Origin of the sequence: Aquitalea aquatilis (assembly GCF_005155025.1) — a bacterium.
In the GTDB taxonomy this organism is placed as follows: Bacteria; Pseudomonadota; Gammaproteobacteria; order Burkholderiales; family Chromobacteriaceae; genus Aquitalea; species Aquitalea aquatilis.
On the sequence record NZ_CP039731.1, the window covers coordinates 923,747 to 945,002 of the forward strand.

18 protein-coding genes and 1 other RNA gene are annotated in these 21,256 nt (G+C 56.6%); 9 read left to right on the plus strand and 10 right to left on the minus strand.

Annotated elements, in window-relative coordinates; genetic code table 11:
- Window positions 1–56: 56 nt before the first annotated feature.
- The 4 genes from yedA to FAZ30_RS04170 form a co-directional block, all read right to left on the minus strand.
- Entirely contained in the window at window positions 57–932 is an 876-nt protein-coding gene (gene yedA / locus FAZ30_RS04155; RefSeq protein WP_137008847.1) for a drug/metabolite exporter YedA, read from the minus strand.
- A gap of 115 nt (window positions 933–1,047) precedes the next feature.
- Window positions 1,048–1,716 (minus strand): protein TolQ, encoded by a 669-nt coding sequence (tolQ, locus tag FAZ30_RS04160; RefSeq protein WP_199731025.1) that lies wholly within the window; start codon window positions 1,714–1,716, stop codon window positions 1,048–1,050.
- 26 nt (window positions 1,717–1,742) lie between these two features.
- Window positions 1,743–2,330: an L-threonylcarbamoyladenylate synthase type 1 TsaC gene (tsaC, locus tag FAZ30_RS04165; protein WP_233578492.1), complete on the minus strand. Its 588-nt coding sequence runs from the start codon at window positions 2,328–2,330 to the stop codon at window positions 1,743–1,745.
- A gap of 81 nt (window positions 2,331–2,411) precedes the next feature.
- Window positions 2,412–3,140, minus strand: coding sequence for a substrate-binding periplasmic protein (locus FAZ30_RS04170; protein ID WP_124644092.1), 729 nt, complete (start codon window positions 3,138–3,140; stop codon window positions 2,412–2,414).
- Between the two features lie 213 nt (window positions 3,141–3,353).
- Between FAZ30_RS04170 and FAZ30_RS04175 the strand changes: the two genes are divergently transcribed.
- From FAZ30_RS04175 to FAZ30_RS04215, 9 genes are all read left to right on the plus strand, one after another.
- On the plus strand, window positions 3,354–4,301 hold the full coding sequence (locus tag FAZ30_RS04175; RefSeq protein ID WP_124644091.1) for a KpsF/GutQ family sugar-phosphate isomerase: 948 nt from the start codon (window positions 3,354–3,356) through the stop codon (window positions 4,299–4,301).
- Window positions 4,298–5,071 (plus strand): ABC transporter permease, encoded by a 774-nt coding sequence (locus tag FAZ30_RS04180; protein ID WP_124644090.1) that lies wholly within the window; start codon window positions 4,298–4,300, stop codon window positions 5,069–5,071. Before FAZ30_RS04175 ends, FAZ30_RS04180 begins: the two co-directional genes overlap by 4 nt.
- On the plus strand, window positions 5,068–5,730 hold the full coding sequence (locus FAZ30_RS04185; RefSeq protein ID WP_124644152.1) for an ABC transporter ATP-binding protein: 663 nt from the start codon (window positions 5,068–5,070) through the stop codon (window positions 5,728–5,730). The genes FAZ30_RS04180 and FAZ30_RS04185 overlap by 4 nt, the downstream gene beginning before the upstream one ends.
- Window positions 5,723–6,838, plus strand: a complete 1,116-nt coding sequence (locus FAZ30_RS04190; RefSeq protein WP_158613599.1) for a KpsE/RkpR family capsule polysaccharide export protein — start codon at window positions 5,723–5,725, stop codon at window positions 6,836–6,838. The genes FAZ30_RS04185 and FAZ30_RS04190 overlap by 8 nt, the downstream gene beginning before the upstream one ends.
- A gap of 182 nt (window positions 6,839–7,020) precedes the next feature.
- On the plus strand, window positions 7,021–8,490 hold the full coding sequence (locus tag FAZ30_RS04195) for a polysaccharide biosynthesis/export family protein (protein ID WP_199731024.1): 1,470 nt from the start codon (window positions 7,021–7,023) through the stop codon (window positions 8,488–8,490).
- A 30-nt stretch (window positions 8,491–8,520) separates the two neighbouring features.
- Window positions 8,521–10,743, plus strand: coding sequence for a capsular polysaccharide export protein, LipB/KpsS family (locus FAZ30_RS04200; RefSeq protein WP_124644087.1), 2,223 nt, complete (start codon window positions 8,521–8,523; stop codon window positions 10,741–10,743).
- Window positions 10,743–11,348, plus strand: a complete 606-nt coding sequence (locus tag FAZ30_RS04205) for an acyltransferase (protein WP_124644086.1) — start codon at window positions 10,743–10,745, stop codon at window positions 11,346–11,348. Before FAZ30_RS04200 ends, FAZ30_RS04205 begins: the two co-directional genes overlap by 1 nt.
- Window positions 11,345–13,498, plus strand: coding sequence for a capsular polysaccharide biosynthesis protein (locus FAZ30_RS04210; protein WP_137008849.1), 2,154 nt, complete (start codon window positions 11,345–11,347; stop codon window positions 13,496–13,498). Before FAZ30_RS04205 ends, FAZ30_RS04210 begins: the two co-directional genes overlap by 4 nt.
- 324 nt (window positions 13,499–13,822) lie before the next feature.
- Window positions 13,823–15,061 (plus strand): capsule biosynthesis protein, encoded by a 1,239-nt coding sequence (locus tag FAZ30_RS04215; protein ID WP_158613598.1) that lies wholly within the window; start codon window positions 13,823–13,825, stop codon window positions 15,059–15,061.
- Window positions 15,062–15,387: 326 nt separating this feature from the next.
- Here FAZ30_RS04215 and purD read toward each other — a convergent pair whose 3' ends face one another.
- The 6 genes from purD to rnpB all read right to left on the minus strand — a co-directional run bounded on the left by purD (window position 15,388) and on the right by rnpB (window position 21,249).
- The gene (gene purD, locus FAZ30_RS04220; RefSeq protein ID WP_124644084.1) at window positions 15,388–16,665 is read right to left on the minus strand and encodes a phosphoribosylamine--glycine ligase; all 1,278 of its coding nucleotides are present in this window, start codon (window positions 16,663–16,665) and stop codon (window positions 15,388–15,390) included.
- Between the two features lie 78 nt (window positions 16,666–16,743).
- Entirely contained in the window at window positions 16,744–17,595 is an 852-nt protein-coding gene (locus FAZ30_RS04225) for a hypothetical protein (RefSeq protein ID WP_124644083.1), read from the minus strand.
- Window positions 17,596–17,670: 75 nt separating this feature from the next.
- Entirely contained in the window at window positions 17,671–19,248 is a 1,578-nt protein-coding gene (gene purH, locus FAZ30_RS04230) for a bifunctional phosphoribosylaminoimidazolecarboxamide formyltransferase/IMP cyclohydrolase (RefSeq protein WP_124644082.1), read from the minus strand.
- Between the two features lie 145 nt (window positions 19,249–19,393).
- The gene (locus tag FAZ30_RS04235; protein WP_045845804.1) at window positions 19,394–19,630 is read right to left on the minus strand and encodes a helix-turn-helix domain-containing protein; all 237 of its coding nucleotides are present in this window, start codon (window positions 19,628–19,630) and stop codon (window positions 19,394–19,396) included.
- A gap of 93 nt (window positions 19,631–19,723) precedes the next feature.
- On the minus strand, window positions 19,724–20,743 hold the full coding sequence (gene dusB, locus FAZ30_RS04240; protein ID WP_124644081.1) for a tRNA dihydrouridine synthase DusB: 1,020 nt from the start codon (window positions 20,741–20,743) through the stop codon (window positions 19,724–19,726).
- A 143-nt stretch (window positions 20,744–20,886) separates the two neighbouring features.
- An RNA gene (rnpB, locus tag FAZ30_RS04245) (RNase P RNA component class A) lies at window positions 20,887–21,249 on the minus strand.
- Window positions 21,250–21,256 lie beyond the last annotated feature (7 nt).

Genomic DNA, 21,256 nt, shown 5'->3' on the forward strand with positions numbered 1-21,256 from the left:
TACGCACGGCCCTTTGCGAGTGGACTGAAGCGGCCGCCACGGGCCGCAACAAGTGATCAGCGCTTGCGCCAGCTGATCAGAATGACGCCGGACAGGATGATGGCCATGGCGATGACTTCCTGCTGGCCGACATGTTCGCCCAGCAGCAACACCCCCAGCATCACCGCAATGATGGGGTTGACGTAGGCATAGCTGGTGGCTGCCGCCGGGGAGACGGTTTTCAGCAGATGCAGATAGGCGCTGTAGGCCAGCATGGAGCCGAAGATCGACAGATAGGCAATGGCCACCCAGCCTTGCCATGATGGTGCCGCAGCCAGGCGCTCGCCCACCGCAGCACTGCCCAGCAGCAGGGCCAGGCCACCAAAGATCATCATCCAGGCACTGCCCATCGGCCCCTTGGGCTGCACGATGATCCGGCTCCAGGCCGACCCCAGCGCCCAGCCGGCCGAAGCGAACAGCAGCCAGAAAGCCCCCAGCGGGCTGGCACGCAAATTGGACCCCAGATTCAGCACCAACATGCCCAGCATGCCCAGTGCGATACCCGCCCACTCGCGCCGTGTGGCACGCAGGCCAAAACAGAAGCGGCCAAACAGCACGGTAAACAAGGGCACGGTCGCCACCACCAACGCAGCCACCCCGGAGGACACCTGCTTTTCTGCCAGGGTGACGAAGCCATTGCCGATAGCCGGCATCAACACCCCCAGAATCGCCGCCCCGCGCAACTCCTGCCGGCTGGGCAAACGATGACCACGCAGCAGCAGAAAGGCCAGCATCACGCTACCGGCAAACAGAAAACGCAGGCCGGCCATCATGAAGGGTGGCCAGGATTCAATGCCGATGCGGATGAAGAAATAGGTAGAGCCCCAGATCACATACAGGGCAAAGAAGGCTGACAGGGTCAGCATGGACAGCGAAGCGTGGCGGGAAGACATGGCGGACTCGGGGATACTGGCCGCTTACCATGCCTTCCGCATGCAGAAAACTCAAGCCTTGGCGGGAAAAGATCTGTTCTGCAGGCAGAACAATCCCGGCCTGCTACCCTGCCGCCTAGCGCGTGGCCAGCCGCTGCAGGATGTTGGAAAACTCTTCCATATAGGTATCGAAGCGGGTAGCCAGCCGGTCGACATCGGTGGCAAAGCGGTTATAAGCCACCACCGCCGGGATGGCAGCAAACAGGCCGATGGCCGTGGCCACCAGCGCCTCGGCAATACCCGGTGCCACCGTGGACAAGGTAGCCTGGCCGGCATTACCCAGCCCGATAAAGGCATGCATGATGCCCCACACCGTACCGAACAGGCCGACATAGGGGCTGACCGAACCCACCGTCGCCAGAAAGGAAGTATGGCTATCCAGCGCATCCAGCTCGCGCTGGGCGGCGGCGCGCATGGCACGGCGTGAGCCGTCCATGATGTCCGACAGCTCGGCGCCGCTGCGACCGCGCAGCTTGAGGAATTCGGCGAAGCCCGACTGGAAGATGCGCTCCATGCCCACGCTGTCGTTGCGCCGGTTGGCATCCTCGTACAGCCGGTTCAGATCGGCCCCGCTCCAGAAATTGCGTTCAAACTCGTCACTGTGGCGTCGCGCCGAGCGCAACACGGAAATCTTGTTGAAGATGAGTGCCCAGGACAGCACGGACACCACGGCCAGACCGGCCATGACCAGCTGCACCACCAGACTGGCATTCATCACCAGACTGAAAATGGAAATCTGCTGCACGATGTTTCCTTGTCAAAAAGCGCGGCCTAGCGCAAAACGCGGCCGCTGGCGAAATCGATGATGGTAGAAGGCTTTCTGCGCTTGCCGATACGGCCAGGCAGGGTCAGTACCCGCTCGCCAAAGGCCTGCCGGCAAGCACGCGCCGTCTTGAGCGAACGCTGGCCGGCACGGTTGGCCGAGGTCGACACCAGCGCCGTCCCCAGCGCCCGGCACAGGGCAGCCGCTTCGCCATGGGCGGTAATGCGCACGGCAAGCTGCGCATGACGCCCCCGCAAGGCCGGCGGCACTTTATGCGAGGCTGGCAACAAAAAGGTATAAGGACCGGGCCAGTAGCCGGCAAGTTCCGCCCATTGTGCCGCCGTCAGCGGCTTCACCAGATGGCGGATCTGGCTGACATCGGCAGCGATGACAATCAGGCCCTTGTGGTTTGGTCTGGCTTTCACCGCCAGTACGCGCCGGATGGCACGTGCATCCTCGGGCAGACAGCCCAGGCCAAAACAGGATTCGGTGGAATAGGCAATCACGCCGCCCGCTCGCAAGCGCGCGCGTGCCTGCTGCATCAGGCCGGCCTTGGGCAAGCGGCGACGGGACGACAGCAATGGCAGATGGGACATCGGCTAACAAACCACAAAAAAACAGAAGCTGCCATTGTAGCGGCAGCTTCGCCCGGGATGAAACCGCGATCTGCAGCGGTTTCAGTCTTTCTGGTTAAGATATTTGGCATTGATGCGCGCAAACGTACCGTCACGCTGCATGGCACGCAGCAACTCATTCAGCTGCTGCACCTGAATGTCCGGCATGGCTGGATTGCAGGCCAGATACAGCAAGGTGGTATTGAAGGTGAGCACCGGCCGCACATTGCCGGCTTTCTCCCTGGCCAGCAAGGAAGCCCCCAGGTATTTGCCGGTGGCCCAGAAATCGATGCGCCCGGCCAGCAGCTTTTTGACATTGAGCTGGTCGGTATTGGCCAGATCGACATCAAAGCCACGGTCGATCAGGTATTGCGAGGTGGCATCGCCGCTATAACCGCCAATCTTGAAACTGCGCGCCTCTTCCAGCGACAGGATGGCGTGGCGGTTGTCAGCCCGGGCATACAGCACCCAGGGGTTTTCCACCAGCGGACCTATCCACTTGAACTGATGCTCGCGGCTGTCGGTCCGGGTCGTGGAGTAAAGGCAGGTATTGGCCTCCAGCACCGTCAGATTGAAAGCGCGGATCCAGGGCAGCAAGCTAATGTCGTAAGCGACACCAGCGCGCCGCAACAGCTCCTGTACGATGTCGGTGGACAAACCGCTGATGTGGCCACCCGGCCCCATCATGTTGAAAGGCGGGTAATCCTCGGTCAGCACCCGCAGCGGAGGGGCTGCCTGGACCAGCTGGCTGCACAGCAACAGCAGGCTGGCCAGATGAAGTTGGATGCGCATATTGCCCCTCCCGATTCAACGCGGGAACCATACCTGCTCCCTCTGTTCACCTTAGTCAAGGATGAGCACTTGCGCTATCGGGTACTTGCGCTGACAAGAAATAGAAGTGAATGACAGCAGACTGATCCGCCCAAATGGCACGACCAGTCTGATAGATCAATAGCCAGGCTAGCCCTAAGGTGAACGCTTCAAATCATCAGGGAAATGTCGCTCATGCCCGACAGCGTGCAAATCGGTGCGAATGTATTCTTGCAGCAGGGACACGCCCTGCTCAAACAGGCCGAGAGTCTGTCTGTGGATTTCGAGCAAGCTGTCCAATTGATTGCGGCCACACAAGGTAAGCTGGTGGTCTGTGGCATGGGGAAATCGGGCATCATCGGCCGCAAGATTGCCGCCACCCTGGCCTCTACCGGCAGTCCCAGCTTTTTCGTTCACCCTGCAGAAGCCTTTCATGGCGATCTGGGCATGATTACCGCACAGGACAGTGTGCTATTGCTGTCCTACAGTGGTGAAACCGACGAAATCCGGCGGCTGCTCCCACACTTGCAACAACTAGGCGTACCGGTCATCGCCATCACGGCAGTCGCTATGTCGACACTGGCTTCCGTCGCCGATCTGACGCTGCATGTCGATGTTCCCCGCGAGTGCTGCCCGAATAATCTGGCCCCCACCACCTCGACCACCATGATGCTGGTGATGGGAGATGCCCTCGCCATGGCGCTGATGACAAAGCGGGCCTTTCAGCCAGAAGACTTTGCCCGAAGGCATCCCGGAGGATCGCTGGGGAAAAAACTGTTGACCCGGGTCGGCGACGTGATGCATCGGCACCCTCCCTGCTGCTCACTGTCGGCCCCTTTCCGGACCATCGTCAACGTCATGACTCACGGCCAGTTGGGATTGACCCTAGTCGTGGGCGAAACACAAGAGACGCTGGGCATCATTACCGATGGCGATCTGCGCCGTGCCATGGAACAGCATGAGGTACTCGGCCAGCTGCAGGCACATCAGTTAATGACGCCCGCTCCACTCACCATCCCGCAGGATGCACCATTAAGCGCAGCACAGGAAAAGATGGCGCGCCATCAGGTCACCGCGCTGGTGGCAATCAACCCTCAGCACATGGCGACCGGGGTGATCAGGCTGCTTGACCTGTGCGCATGAAACCGCAACTGGATCTGATCCGCCGTACCGTACTGGCTTTGTTTCTGCGCGAAATAAAAACCCGCTTCGGCAAATACCGGCTGGGCTATCTGTGGTGCCTGCTGGAGCCACTGGCCCATATCAGCATCTTGCTGCTGCTGTTTGGCTACATCATGCACCGCAGTATTCCGTCCATTCCGTTTCCGCTTTTTTTGCTGTGCGGAGTGCTGCCATTTCTGATGTTCAACCAGATTGTCTCCCGCTCCCTCAACGCACTTGATGCCAATCAGGGCCTGCTCAGCTACCGCCCGGTGCAAGCCATCGATCTGATATTGGCACGCACCCTGCTGGAGGGTGTCATCGGCACGGCAGTCTTCCTACTGCTATTGCTGGGTCTGGCACTAGCCGGACAGACCATTGCACTGGATCAGCTCCCGGCACTGTGCGGCTACTGGATGTTGTTATTGCTCTTCAGTTTCAGCCTGGGCCTGCTGTTCATGCTGCTCGGCCATGCTTACCCAGAAAGCGAAAAGCTCATTCCGCTACTGCTCAAGCCACTGTATTTCCTCAGCGGGGTGATGTTCCCCCTGGCACTGGTTCCTGCACGATACCAGACCTATTTGCTGTGGAATCCGCTGGCACACGCGCTCGAGCTGATCCGCCACGCTCTAGTGGCATCCTATCCGGCAGACCATGTCCATGGCAGCTATCTGCTGCTATGGACTCTGGGTCTGCTGTTTTTCAGCCTGCTGTTATACAAAGGCCGGGCCAATGCCCTGCGGCGCTCATGATCCGTTTCGAGAACCTTTGCAAATCGTACAAGACACCTGCCGGACGGCATTATCTGTTCCGACAGGTCAACCTGGAAATTCCCTCCGGTAAAAGCATCGCCCTGCTCGGGCGCAACGGTGCGGGTAAATCCACGCTGCTGCGACTGATCGGCGGCATGGATCGCCCAGATCGTGGTCGCATTCACAGCGACAAAACCATTTCCTGGCCAGTCGGTTTATCCACTGGTTTCCAAGGCAGCATGAGCGGCCGGGAAAACGTCAAGTTCGTGGCGCGGCTGTATGCCAAGCCGCATGAATTGGCAGCCAAGGTAGGCTTTGTCGAAGAGTTTGCCGAATTGGGGCGCTACTTCGACATGCCACTCAAAAGCTATTCCTCAGGCATGCGCTCACGTCTGGGCTTCGGACTGTCCATGGCTTTCGATTTCGACTACTACCTGCTGGATGAAATTACCGCGGTGGGCGACGCCGTCTTCCGACAAAAAAGCGCCGCACTGATCCAACAGCGCCGGCAGCACAGCCAATTCATTTTTGTCTCACACAATCTGCAGCAACTACGCCAGTTCTGTGATGTCGCCCTGCTGCTAGATAGCCAGGGCCTGCGCTACTTCGATGATGTTGACCTCGGCATCGCACAATACCGGGCAGAGAACCATGTCTGACACTCCGGCGCTGCTGCTGCGCTTGCGCGGCAAATCCCTGACGCTTTGGCTCGTCGTCCTGCCGCTGACATTGCTCGGTGCGTATCTGCTGCTGGCACAGCCACGCTATGTCAGCGAATCTCGCATCGTGGTCAAACAAGCAGGCCAGACCGGCAATGCAGAACTGACGCTGGGCAGCCTCATCGGCAGCGGCTACGGCAATAGCGCCCTGCGCGACGATGCCATGCTGCTGCAAGAATATCTGCTATCGCCGGACATGCTGTATCTGGTCCACCGCCAGTTCAACCTGCACCATGCCTTTGGCGATGCCGGGATGGACTGGTTCTACCAACTGCCCGCCGATGCCAGTAGGGAACAACTGCTGGACTACTACCGCCATCGGCTCAGCCTGCGCTTCGACGACAAGACCGGCATGCTGGTCGTGCGCAGCGAAGGCTTCACTCCTGCTGCCGCGCAGCGCCTGAACCAAATCCTACTCAACGAAAGTGGACGCTTTCTCAACGAACTGTCCCGCAAGATTGCGCGGGAAGAAATGCAGTTCGCCCACCAGGAAACTGACCATGCCTATTTGGCACTAAGCCAGGCACGCGAACGACTGCTGCGCTTTCAGAACCAGCATCGGGTCATCAACCCGGTAGAGGAAGGCCAGGCGGCCAGCCGCATGATCGCAGAAATGGAAACCCGCCAGGCACAACAAGAAGCAGAACTGGACAATCTGCAGCGCTATCTGCAGGCAGATGCTCCCCAGATCGAAGCCGCACGACATGCCCTGGGCGCATTGAAACAGCAAATCGAAAAGGAAAAGTCCAAGCTCAGCGCCCCCTCCGGCAATCGCCTCAACCGCACCGCTGCCGAATATGCCGAACTCAAAGGACGGCTCGACTTTGCCGCCGATCTCTACAAGCTAGCACTGAACAGTCTGGAAAAAGCCCGGGTCGATAGTGGCCGCAACATCAAAAGCCTAGCTGTTATTGCCACACCCAGCCTCGCAGAAGAGGCCGAATACCCGCAGCGCGCATGGTGGCTGATCAGCGCCGCACTGGTACTGCTGCTGCTGTGCGGCACACTAAAACTGGCCAGCGCCATCATTGAAGACCATTACACCTAGGCAACACACTCATGCGCACCTCATCCCAACACGCACGGACTACTGCGCTGCCCACCAGCCTCGCGCTACTGCTCGGTCTGGCATGGCTGGCTTCTGGAACAGCCGCCTTGGCCGCGACCAGTATTGAAAACGCTGCCACTACTCAAGCAGCCGCGGCTTATCCGGGGAAAGCAACTTCCAACATGTTTGGAGCGCAATTATTCGATGGTCATTTTAGCCAGATACCAAGCAGCGGCTTCAATCCAGACTACCGGATCAGCCTGGGTGACCGTATCAATCTGCGCCTGTGGGGGGCATTTCCCTACGAAGGCCAATTGCCAGTCGATCCGCAAGGCAATATTTTCATTCCCAATGTCGGCCCGGTTGCAGTGGCTGGCGTGCGTAATGCCGAACTGAACCCACACATCAGCCAACAGCTCGGCAAGGTATACAAATCCAATGTCCGCATGTACGCCAGCCTGGAGACGGCCCAGCCGGTCAAGGTCTTCGTCACCGGCTACGTCAAACAGCCAGGCCTCTATGGCGGCCTGGCGGCCGACAGCCCGCTCAGCTATCTGGACAAGGCTGGCGGCGTGGACAATGCCAGAGGCAGTTATGTGGATATTCGCATCTTGCGCGCCGGGCAATTGCGACTGCAGATCGATCTCTACCGTTTCCTACTGAACGGACAGCTGGATGTCACCCAGTTTGCCGATGGCGACGTGATCGTCGTCGGGCCGCGCCAGCATACCTTCTCCATGCGCGGCGAGGTGTACAACGCCTATGACTTCGAATTTCCCCACCCCAGCATCACGCTGCAGCAGGCCCTGGCCATGGCCAGGCCAAAACCTGGCGCCACCCACGTCAGCATTGTGCGTGGCCAGGGCAGCGCGCGCCGCAGCGAATACCACGCACTGGCTGCCATCGAGGGGCTGCAGCTGGAAGACGGCGACCAGCTAACCGTCACCGCCGACCGCTATGCCGGCACCATCCAGATCCGCGTGGAAGGAGCCCACTCCGGCGAACATGCCATCGTACTGCCCTATGGGGCCAGCATGGCCGACATCCTTGCCCAACTGCGCGGCAACAGCATGTCACAAACTAATGCTCTGCAACTGTTTCGCCAATCCGTCGCCCAGCGACAGCAGGAAATGCTGGATGTCGCGCTCAACAAGCTGCAGGAAAGCGCACTTTCCGCCCGCTCAGCGACCAAGGAAGAGGCTGACTTGCGCAGCAAAGAAGCCGAACTGATTAGCAAATTCGTCGAACAAGCACGCAAAGTCACCCCTAAAGGGCAGGTGATTCTGAATGAAGAAAATCTGAGCAGCACTCTGCTGGAAGACGGCGACATTATTCGCATCCCGGAAAAAAGCAGCGTGGTGCAGGTACACGGCGAGGTGCTATTTCCCAATGCACTTGGCTGGCAACGCGGTCTGAGCGCAACAGACTATATCAAACGTGCAGGTGGCTTCATGCAAGAGCCGGACGATTCTCGCATTGTCATTATTCGGCAAAACGGAGCCGTCATTACCGACCGTAATCCCTCCATCCAGGCAGGCGATGAAATAATGGTATTACCAAAAATAGAAGCAAAAAATATTGAAATCACACGCAGCATAACTCAAATTTTGTATCAAATTGCCGTCTCTGCCAAAGTAATATTCTCATTTTAAAACTATATATTTCTATTATTGGAAATAAACATGAAACCATTTCAACTCAAAACAAATCACTCCCCTACCCTGCTTGAGGTGATTATCCCATTCCGTTGGACTGACAAACGCCCCGATCTACTTGATCGTTTAAACTATCCGCTGATGGATACACAGCGTCCTCACTCTGTTCATTTCACCATCGCAGACGATGGCTCACCTCGTCACATCAGCAGAGAGCTGGAAAAAATATGCCAAAACCACGGATATAATTATCTGCATATTGAAAGCGAACTTGAACCAGTCTGCATGAGCAGAGCTCGCAATATTGGGGTGTGCGCCGTTCCATCTGAATTCATTATGTTTCAAGATGTTGACCTAATGCCCTACGATGGATTTTATAGCGATGTTCTCAATGAGATACAAATACAAAATTTAACCAACAATGCTTCCCTTTTCTTAATGTTCGGTGTTATTTACCTTACACAATCTGCCACCGAACTTTATTACACCACTCCCAGTCATCTGCGTAAAAATCTGTTTATCCAACATCTTCTTAACGAAAATACTCATTACATAGAAAAATTTTCCACCGGAACATCCGTCACCGTATTCAACCGGAATTACTATCTATCACGAGGTGGCTACGATGAAGATTTCATTGAGTGGGGCTATGAGGATATTGAGTTCAATACGCGTTGCATTCGGGCATCACGCTACTTCCCTCTCCCGGAAAATTTTCTCACCGATAATCAGTCATTCCGTCACATAAACCGCTACCAGGGGTGGAAAAGCATTTATAGACTTTTTGGCGATATTACTTTTCAAAAAGGAATTGTTTTATTTCATTCCTGGCATGCCATTGATGGCCATTCCGGTTACATGAAACGAAAAGCTATAAACAAGCAACTATTTGAAGAAAAAGTAAAAAAATTCAGCTCGCGGGGAGAAGAACCACCCCCTCTTGCCGCACTAGACAAGGGAAAGACATTATGTTTTTCCTTGACAAATCCTTTTATCTACAACAAAAAAACCGCACCTCTCCTTGGCGAAATATTTTACGAAGATGAAAATAATTTCACCCCAGAAATATTGATTTCGTATATTAAAAAACACGATATAACTCGAATACTATTTCATAATCCATATGCAAACGAACACCGCCAAAAATTATTTAATACCATAAAAAATAACAATATTAAATTTATAATCGCCGAGCGAGGTGCATTACGCAATTCGGTATTTTTTGATGACACCGGCTTCAATGCAGATAGCAAAAAATTCGACGAAGATATTTGGAACGTACCGATCACAAAAAATGAACAGGATTATATTCGTAATTATATTATTGAAGAAAAAACACTGGATGAATCACTGGAAAAGCAAGCTGCGTTACTCGGCATAGAGGCAACAAGAAAAAAATTAATGCTGCCGCGACATAAAAAAATCATCTTCATCCCACTACAAAGACCAAGTGACACGGTCATTCTCCATTTCTGTAAAAAAATAGGGGGATATGAAGGATTTATTGAACTCATCAGAAATGCGATATCTCAGCTCAATGATGAATATGTCTTTGTTATCAAAAAACATCCTCTGGAAGATGAAACCCCCGACCTGCCTGGTGCAATATTTGCGAATAACATCAACATCAAGGACTTGCTTGCCATTAGTTCAGCAGTGCTTCTCATCAACTCGGGGGTTGGGATACTGGGCATGCTCTATGAAAAACCTGTTTTATTAGCCGGTGATGCATTTTATGGATCTCCGCTACTCACCCATCAGGTCAGAACTGTTAGTGATATTGAAGATGGATTGAAAAATTTTCAGCCACACCAAGAAACCATTTTACGGTTTTTGAAATATCTAATCATGGACTATTACTCATTTGGTCACTTTCAAACCCGTGAAATACCGTGGAAAGACACTGGCCGTATGACTATTACAACATCGATTGATTTTTACCAAATAAGAATACCTGGGCAACCGGGAATAAATTATTACCCACAAGAAAAAACCGTTCCACAAAGCTCAATTTTATTTGATCGATACCGCACGCCAAAGCTAGCTCCCCCACACCCGCAGCCTATCATAGCGGAAAAGCCCAGCATTAGTATACAACCCAAAAAAATTACGCACGAAATAGAAAAATCAATGATTAAACCCTTACCTTCCACTCGTGCGCGTAAAATAAAAAAATTGCGAGAAGATCCTAGATCATTCCTCTTAGATTCTCGTTATCGGCTACTGAATTTACTTGGAAAAATACTCTGATGGCAAACATCTCAATGCTTGGGCTTGGCAATGAAATTAACAGTTCAACGGTGCTAGACAATCAACAAAATCTCAATATCAAGATAAAAGGAGATAACAATAAAATTCTCATTGGTAGCAAATGTGAATTAAACGGGTTAAATATACAAATTGAAAGCAATGAAAATGTATTGCACATTGGAAACTCATGCCGACTAAAAGGCTGCTTCATCATGAAACTGGCCAATGGCAATCAAATAAATATTGGCCAAAGTTGCACCATGGGTGGTGCCAATTTAATCTGCGGGGAAGGAAGTAGCATTTTTATTGGCGCAGACTGCATGCTGTCCTGGGGAATTGAAATACGTTCCACCGACTCACATGCCATTTTTCAATCCAGTGACGGAAAGCGAATTAATCCAGCAGCGGATATCCGCGTGGAAAGCCATGTATGGATTGGTGCACACTGCACCATACTCAAGGGCAGCCATATCGGAAGTAATTGCGTTGTGGGGATTCATTCTCTGGTATGTGACACCTTTCCCGACAGTGGCCAGATTATAGCGGGCATTCCTGCACGCCCGATTCGACAAGGCATCAACTGGGACAGACGCTTGCTGGGATGACTCGGAAAACATATCCATGCAGCGCCGGTATCGCCATCCGCTCGTGGCGGCTGTTCAACTTGCCCAGGCTGGAAATACTGCTGCAACAGCCCTGTTACTGGTGCCCTCTTGGCACACAAGATGGGCAGCCCCACCGTACCTGGGCAGCTTGGGGGCATAGACCGGCTACCAAACAGCTACGTTTGCATGCCAAGCGCCGTAGCGGGAGCTATCTGGCACTGGAAGATGGTTTCATCCGTTCGCTGGGGCTAGGTGCACAAGGTTATCCACCTTGGTCCATCGTGGCAGATGATCTGGGGATTTACTATGACGCCAGCCAACCGTCACGGCTGGAGATATTGGTCAGACAATTGGCAGCTGACTGCCAGAACACCGCAGAGCCGGAACGACAGGCAGCAGCCCATGTGCTATTGCACAATGCGCAGCACGGCATGGCCTTGTTGCTAGCTTACCGCTTGTCCAAATACAACCATGCGCCTGACTTCTTGCCACCGGTGGGCTGGCAGCACGACGCGGTACTGGTAGTCGACCAGACCGTAGGGGATAGGTCTGTACGTTACGGCAATGCAGATGCTGACACTTTCCGACAAATGTTGCGCACCGCCGTGCAAGAAAACCCGACGAAACAGATCTGGATAAAAACGCATCCAGATGTACTATGTGGCAAGAAACAGGGCTATCTCACCCGGCTAGCCGGAATGGAAGAACGTGTGCAGCTGCTTGGCGTTGATGCCAATCCACTCACGCTACTGCCGCATATAGCGCAGGTTTACACCGTCTGTTCGCAGCTCGGCTTCGAGGCCTTGCTCTGCAACAAACCCGTGGTGACCTTCGGCCAGCCTTGGTACGCCGGCTGGGGCCTGAGCGATGATCGCCATCCTTTGGCCGCCGATCTGGCCAAACGGCGGGGAGCGGCAACACTGCAGCAATTATTTGCCGCCTCCTATCTGCAGTATTGCCGCTATGTGAATCCAAGCACGGGTGGCCTAGGCACACTATTTGATGTCATCCATCATTTGCAGCGCCAAAAAGCAATCAATGATCGCCTACGCGGGGAATTGGTCTGTATCGGCATGAGCTGGTGGAAGCGGGCAGTGCTCGCCCCTTTCCTACGGCAGCCCTCCTGCACAGTGCGTTTTGTCCGATCGGCCAAAGCGCTACAGTATTTACCCATGCAGCCAATGCGCAAGATCGCGGTATGGGGCAGCGGCCAGGCTGACATTCTGCATCTGGCGCAAGAGCGAAACTGGCCGCTGCTGCGGATAGAAGATGGGTTCATCCGTTCGGTGGGTTTAGGTTCAAACCTCACTCCACCGTTATCGCTGGCACTGGATGATGAGGGCATATATTTCGACCCACGCCAGCCATCTCGCCTGGAAACGCTGCTGGCCACGCAGCAGTTTGCAGACATGGATCTAGCAGAGGCAGAAGCACTACGGGCACAACTGCTCCGTGCCGGGCTTGGCAAATACAATGTTGGTCAGGATGCATTACAGCTACCCCTGCCCAGGCCCGCTGTCGTCATTCTGGTGGTGGGGCAAGTGGAAGACGATGCCTCGATTTGCAACGGATCGCCATGGATACAGACCAATCTTGCTCTGCTCAAGTCGGTACGGCTGACATACCCAACAGCGTTCATCGTTTACAAACCACATCCCGATGTCGTCAGTGGCAATCGCATTGGCAGCATCACAGCTAAAGACAGTGACAGCCTGGCTGACATGGTCACGACGCAGTGCGATATGCATCTCTGTTTACAGCAGGTGGACCAAGTTCACACCATGACCTCGCTCGCGGGTTTTGAAGCATTGCTGCGTGGTAAGCGCGTGGTTTGCTATGGTCTACCCTTTTATGCTGGCTGGGGCCTGACCCAGGATGTATTCGCCAATGTCCCGCTGGCGAGTGGCACGCCTCATCCGGCCTGGAAACGTCGTGCCAGACGCCTGGCACTGAGCGAGCTGATTGCAGCTAGCCTGTTGCTCTATCCCTGTTATATCGATCCCGTCAGCGGCGATGCCATCTCGCCCAGCCAGGCCGCCACTCTGCTTGCCCACCAAAAGACTGACAAAACAGCGACACGCCTACATGGCAACTGGCTTTCCAAGCAGCTTGGCAAACTGCGCATGCTATGGCGCAGTGTCATGCGCTGACCACGACCGGCATATCCAGCAGCTGCTTGATGAATATCGTCGCATATCCAGGAGTTTTCCTGCTCTCCAACCAGTATCCGGTAACAGATTCGCTCTGCATTTTCGGTTGTACTTAAGCTACCTGAGGCACCAAGACGCATGCCTCGGGGCAAGGTATTCGAAACCGTGCAGGAGCCGCGCTTGCCGCCCAACGATTTATCCCCACCCAGCCCGACACCACCTCCCGACCCTATCACCACGGTAAGGGGTACTTCTTCTTCACAGCCAGTGGCGACGACGCATGTTCCTGCACTACAGGCCCTGCTCAGACACAGGAGAATCCTGTTGCTGCAAGGGCCAATGGGCTTTTTCTTTTACCAGTTTGCTTACTGGCTGCAACAACACAAGTGCATGGTTTACCGCGTGTTGTTCAATGGTGGTGACTGGCTGTTTTATGGCAACCAGCAGGCGGAACATTACTGCGGTAAACCCGAAGAATTTGCCATCTGGTTGCACGCCTATCTGGCAGAACGGGGCATTGAGGCCATCGTCTGCTTCGGAGACTGTCGCCAATACCACCAGACTGCCGCAGCCATCGCCAGACAGTGCCATCTGGCATTCTATGTGTTTGAGGAAGGGTATCTGCGGCCAGACTACATCACTCTGGAAAAAGACGGCGTCAATGCACGCTCATCGCTGGCCGGGTATTCCGCTGCGCTCACGACTCCAGCTCTGGGCGAACATCATCCGGCCAAACCGGTTAACGCGTCTTATCCGCGCATGGCCATGTCGGCGATGGCGTATTACGGTGCCTGCTGGCTGCTGCATTGGCGCTATCCGCATTATGAGCACCACAAACCACTCCTGCCCGTGCCGGAAGCATGGCGATGGATGCGCTCAGGCCTGCGTAAAATGCTCTACCTCCTTACCGAATACCGGCTGCGCCGCGACATGCTGGGTCTGCGGCAGAATCGATTCTTTCTGGTCGCCCTGCAAGTATTCAATGACAGCCAGGTGCGACATCACAGCAGCTACGGCGATGTGCAGGAATTCATTCGCGAGGTCATCACCTCGTTTGCTCGCCATGCAGCGCATGATCACCACCTGCTGCTGAAGCACCACCCGATGGACCGGGGGCATCGGCAGTATCGGCAGCAGATACGCCAGATCGCGCTACAGCTGGGCGTCTGCCAGCGTGTGCATTATCTGCATGATGCCCATCTACCCTCGTTGCTCAAGGCCAGTCGAGGGGTGATTACCATCAACAGTACAGTCGGACTGTCCGCTCTATATCACGGTAAACCCGTCATCACCCTGGGTAGCGCGCTGTATGACATGCCGGGGCTAACTGCGCAGTGCCCGCTAGCTGAATTCTGGCAACGGGCACCGGTACCAGACCCGCAACGCTACCGACAGCTACGTCGGTCATTGCTGCACCATACCCAATTGAATGGCTCTTTTTATGGTGCCTGCCACTGGATGGCTTCTCCGGCAGGCTCAGCTCCGGCATCACCTCGTCATCGCGTCAGATTCATTCTGACCATGCTGGCTGTGCTGGCCTGTCAGTTGCTGTGGCCGACCTGAAACCTGCGCATGCCAGGCACCGCAGCGCATGGCCGGGGTTTCACTGCTGAACCGGGCCAGCCAGTAGCCAACGCGCCGCCAGCAGCGGCGCTCGTGTCGAATGAAACGCAGCAGGGCATGGCCCCAACTGTCGGACTCCGGGGGTGTGGTGTTTACATGGTGCCGACAGAACATTTCTCTCTCCCGAAAACAGGCTGCGCGGATGAGAAAAATATAGCGCCGGGCGGGTGAATATCCTGTCAAGAGAGGACTGGCCCACATAAAAAACACGCAAAAAAACGGCAGCCTTGCGGATGCCGTTCGGTTTTCTCGCGGATAGCTAGCGCTTATTTGGGCCGGTTGATCGCCTTGCTGCCAATGTCACGACGCAGCTGGCAACCATCGAAATGGATGGCATCGGCCACGGTATAGGCCTTGGCCTGTGCCATCTTGACGCTGTCACCCAGACCGACTGCACACAGCACACGGCCACCATGGCTGACCACCTGCTTGCTGTCGTTAAAAGTGGTACCGGCATGGAACACCATGCTGTCGGCGGTTTCAGCCGGCAGGCCGCTGATAACGTCGCCCTTGCGCGGGGCCTCGGGGTAGCCGGCGGCAGCCAGTACCACGCCCAGCGCCACGCGGCGGTCCCATTCGGCTTCGACCTGATCGAGCTTGCCATTGACGCCTGCCTCCAGCAGCACGGTGAAGTCGGACTTCAGGCGCGCCATGATGGGCTGGGTTTCCGGGTCGCCAAAGCGGCAGTTGAATTCGATGGTAAACGGGTTACCGTCCTTGTCTATCATCAGGCCGGCATAGAGAAAGCCGGTATAGCTGTGGCCATCCTTTTTCATGCCTTGCACCGTCGGCAGGATGATTTCGCGCATCACGCGGTTGTGCACTTGCGGGGTGACCACCGGTGCCGGGCTATACGCGCCCATGCCGCCGGTATTGGGGCCGAGGTCGTCGTCCAGCAGGCGCTTGTGGTCCTGGCTGGTGGCCATCGGCAGCACGTGATCACCATCCACCATGACGATGAAGCTGGCTTCTTCGCCCTGCAGAAAGTCTTCGATCACCACGCGTGCACCGGCACTGCCCATCTTGTTACCCACCAGCATGTCGTCGATGGCGGCATGCGCTTCTTCCAGCGTCAGTGCCACCACCACGCCCTTGCCAGCGGCCAGGCCGTCGGCCTTGATCACGATGGGCGCACCCTTGGCATCGACATAGGCATGCGCCTCGCCAGCATCGCTGAAGGTCTGGTAGCCCGCAGTGGGAATGCCATGACGCTGCATGAAGGCCTTGGCGAAGTCCTTGGAGCTTTCCAGCTGGGCGCAGTACTGGGTGGGGCCGAAGATTTTCAGGCCAGCAGCACGGAAGGCATCCACCACGCCGGCAGCCAGCGGGGCTTCCGGGCCAACCACGGTCAGCTGGATGTCTTCGCTGCGGGCAAAGGCGACCAGTTCTTCATTACTGGCCAGCGCAATATTGGTGAGATTGGGGTCGAGCGCGGTGCCGGCATTGCCCGGTGCCACAAACACCTTGGAGACGCGGCTGGACTTGGCAATACGCCAGGCCAGCGCGTGTTCGCGGCCACCAGAGCCGATTACCAACACTTTCATCTTGCGAGATCCTTCATCGTTGGGCGACAGGCATGTTGCCGTCGCCAGCATTGTGCCGCAGCCATGGTGGGACTACGGTCAGAATTGTACATTCAAGCTGGGGGGAAACGGGTAGTTTCCACTGTTTGCATCCGGCAGCAATTGGCGTCGACCACTGACCGGCTTGCCGTCGATCCGGCCCTGCCAGCTGATATCCAGCGGGTAAAAACGGCCGACCGGCTGGCCCGCTTGCTGCAGCCACTGCCAGCGTACCTGCAGATCGGTCACTGCCGGGCAGCCGGCACCAGCGGCATCGGCACACACGCCATTATTGTCAGCCTGTTCAGTCAGGCGGCCCATGCTGCGGATGTCGCTGGCCACGGCATGGAAAAATTCCACCGTACTGGCGCTGTAGCCTTGCTGGGTGTAAGCGCTCTGCATGACCCAGCCCCACTCCTGCGGGCCCAGTTGCACCACCCGGGCCGCAGCGGCCATGCCGTTGGTCCCCATTTCCAGCTGTTTTTCGGTTTGCAGCACAAACTGGCCATCTTGCAAGACAAAGCACAACAGGCGGCTGATGCCGGAGGCGGCAAAGCTGTCCATGCCTTCGCCGGCCGAATCTGCCGTATCTGCCACAAAAGTGCTCAGCAACAACTGGCGGCCCTGGCCATCACGCGCCAGTTGCAAGGGGCCGAACGCACCGACAAACGGCCCCGGACTATTGCTGGCCTGCGCCTGCAGCTTCCATTGGCCCGGTTTCGGCCCGGCCTGCATGTCCTGCTGGCTGCGGTAAACCGCCACGGCCTGTTCGGCCAGACGCTTCAGGTCAGGCGCATGGGCCACGGCCGGCACTGCCGCGGGTGGCGTGGCAGGCTGTTCCAGCCAGTACACGCCGGCGGCCAGGCCGAGTATCAGCACAATCAGCAGCATGGTCCTGTTGGTCTTGTTCACGGTTTCTCCGCCAGGCACTGGCGCGACCTGGCACGGTGCTCCCCGCTGCAAGTGCAACGGGGAGGCTGGCGCTGCTTAGTGGCGGAAATGACGTACGCCGGTCAGCACCATGGCAATGCCATGCTCGTCGGCAGCGGCGAACACTTCTTCGTCACGCATGGAGCCACCCGGCTGGATGATGGCCTTGATGCCCTGTTCCGCGATCACGTCGATACCGTCACGGAAGGGGAAGAAGGCATCGCTGGAGGCCACGGCACCTTGCAGGCTCAAACCGGCATCCTGCGCCTTGCGGGCGGCGATGCGGGTGGAGTCCACGCGGCTCATCTGGCCGGCACCGATGCCGACGGTCTGGCCGTTATTGCAGAACACGATGGCGTTGGACTTGACGAACTTGGCCACGCGCCAGGCGAACAGCAGGTCGGACAGCTCTTGCGGGGTCGGTTGACGCTTGGTCACCACGCGCAGTTCGTCCAGCGCCACATTGCGAATGTCCGGGGTCTGTACCAGTACACCACCGCCTACACGCTTCAGTTCGAAGCGGTTGGCACCGGTTTCCAGCGGGATTTCCAGCACGCGCACGTTCTTCTTCGCGGCGATGATGGCCTTGGCTTCTTCGGTGAAGGACGGGGCAATCAACACTTCCAGGAACTGGCCGGTCACCGCTTCCACGGTTTCGGCATCCACCGGACGGTTGAAGGCGATGATGCCGCCAAAGGCGCTGGTGGTATCGGTGGCAAAGGCCAGACGATAGGCGCTCAGCGTGTCGCCAGCCACGGCCACGCCGCAGGGGTTGGCGTGCTTGACGATGACGCAGGCAGTCGCATCGAACGTCTTGACCGCTTCCCAGGCGGCATCGGCATCAGCGATGTTGTTGTAGGACAACTCCTTGCCCTGCAGCTGGCGGTAGCCGGAGATGGTGCCGGCAGCCGGGTCCAGATCGCGATAGAAGGCGGCCGACTGGTGCGGGTTTTCACCGTAGCGCATGTCCTGCACCTTGACGAACTGTGCGTTCAGACGGTTCGGGAAAGCCACGCGTTCCGGCTTGCCGCTCACCACGCCATCGGCCAGGCTGGTTAGGTAGTTGGAAATGGCACCATCGTAAGCGGCGGTGTGGGTGAAGGCTTTCTTGGCCAGTTCGAAGCGGGTGGTCTTGGCCAGCTTGCCGTCATTGGCTTGCAGCTCGGCAGTCAGTGCGGCGTAGTCGGCGGCATCGGTAACGATGGCGACATGGGCCCAGTTTTTGGCGGCAGAGCGCACCATGGTCGGGCCGCCGATGTCAATGTTCTCGATGGCGTCTTCCAGCACACAGTCCGGATTGGCGATGGTGGCTTCAAACGGGTAGAGGTTTACACACACCAGATCGATATTGCCGATATCGTATTCGGCCATCTTGGCCACGTGTTCCGGCAGGTCGCGACGACCCAGGATGCCGCCGTGCACCTTGGGGTGCAGGGTCTTGACGCGGCCATCCAGCATTTCCGGGAAGCCGGTGTAGTCGGATACTTCGGTCACCGGCACGCCGTTATCGGCCAGCAGTTTGGCGGTGCCGCCGGTAGACAGGATGTGCACGCCCAGTTTGGCCAGTTCCCGTGCGAATTCCAGAACACCGGTCTTGTCGGAGACGCTGATCAGCGCGCGTTCGATTTTGGTCATGTTTCTCTACCACCTTGGCTAATGAATGAAAAAAACTGGTCAAGCTTGGACCTGATGCCCGCATCAGGTCTGGTTCGGTATGCCTTGCGCTGCTGGCAGGCACAAAAAAACCGGCCATCCTGTGTGGGGTATGGCCGGTTTATCTTCATATCAAATCATACGACTTCATTTTTTTACGCAGGGTATTGCGATTGAGCCCCAGCAACTCGGCAGCCCGAGTCTGGTTGCCCTGGGTGTGTGTCAGCACCACCTCTATCAGTGGCTTTTCCACGCAGGCCAGCACCATGTCGTAGATGGAGGCAGGTATCTCGCCGTCCAGATCACGGAAATATTGTTCCATCGCCAGCCGTACCGACTGGGAAATATGTTCGTTGTTTTGCATGTTTATTGTTCTGTCTTCAGCATTTCGTGTGAACACTGCTGCTTCGCCCCGATGTCGGCCCCGGGCACCTTTAGCACCGTACTCCCCTGCCGGCTAGACCGGCAGCGACTCCTCCGGCAGGGAGTCATATTCCAGCCGCTCCGATTGCGCGGCCAACTGATCAAAGTAGCCGGCCACGGCCTGTCGTTGCGTCGTGGTGTCTTCCAGCTGATACATCGCCTGGCGAAACTCGTTGGAGCCCCTCAGCCCCCTGGTGTACCAGGCAATATGCTTGCGCGCGATCCGGCAGCCAGAGTATTCGCCATAAAACCCGTACAGATCATCCAGATGTTCCAGCATGATCTGGCTGATTTCACTGACCTGCGGCGGCGGCAACAGCGCGCCGGTGTCGAGGAAATGCTGTATTTCGCGAAAAATCCACGGTCGGCCCTGCGCTGCCCGGCCTATCATCACCGCGTCGGCCCCGGTGTACTGCAATACCTGCTGCGCCTTGTGCGGCGTATCGATATCCCCGTTGGCAATCAGCGGAATACCGATGCTGGCCTTGACCGCGCGGATGGTGTCGTACTCGGCATCGCCGCGATACATGTCTTCACGGGTACGGCCATGCAGCGCCAGCGCGGCAATGCCGCAGTCTTCTGCCAGTTTGGCCACGCGCAGGGCATTGCGGTGTTCGGGACTCCAGCCGGTGCGGGTTTTCAGCGTGACCGGTACATCCACCGCCCTGACCACTGCGTCCAGAATGCGTCCAACCAGCGCCTCGTCACGCAGCAGGGCGGAACCGGCTGCCACATTGCACACTTTCTTGGCCGGGCATCCCATATTGATGTCGATGATCTGCGCACCCTGCTCGACATTGATGCGCGCGGCCTCGGCCATCTGGGCGGGGTCGGAGCCGGCGATCTGCACCGAAATCGGCTCCACCTCGCCGGCATGATCAGCCCGGCGCAAGGTCTTGGCCGTGGCCCACAGCGATTTGTTGGAGGTGATCATCTCCGACACCGCCATGGCTGCGCCCATTTTCTTGCACAGCATGCGAAACGGCCTGTCCGTCACACCGGCCATGGGTGCCACGATCAGCCGGTTTTTCAGGGTATAAGGACCAATGCGCATCAGGGTTTTCTGCGGTCAAACAAGCAAAAGGGCGGCCATTGTAATGCTTTTTTTTTAAGCAGTAAAAACCTTTTTGCTTATTTTTTGAGCAAGATCGATAGCGAGAAGAAATGGTACAGCCGGGTACTGCAGAAGGGGTGGGGATTGGAAGTCAGCCGATAAGCCGGGTTCTGTCGTTGGACAGTCATTCCTCTAGTACTGCCGTTACCGACAGTCTCAAGCAACCTACCCGGGGACAACGCGAGCCACGTTAACGCCCCCCTATTTGGTCTTGCTCCTGATGGGGTTTAGCCTGCCGTCCGTGTCGCCACGTCCGCGGTGCGCTCTTACCGCACCTTTTCACCCTTACCTGTGCTGACAAGTCAGCCATCGGCGGTTCAGCTCTCTGTTCCACTTTCCGTCGCCTCACGGCGCCCGGCCGTTAGCCGGCATCATGCTCTATGGAGCCCGGACTTTCCTCCCCGCCCCTGCTTGCGCAGCGGCGCGGCGACTGTCTGTCTGACTTCCAGCCGA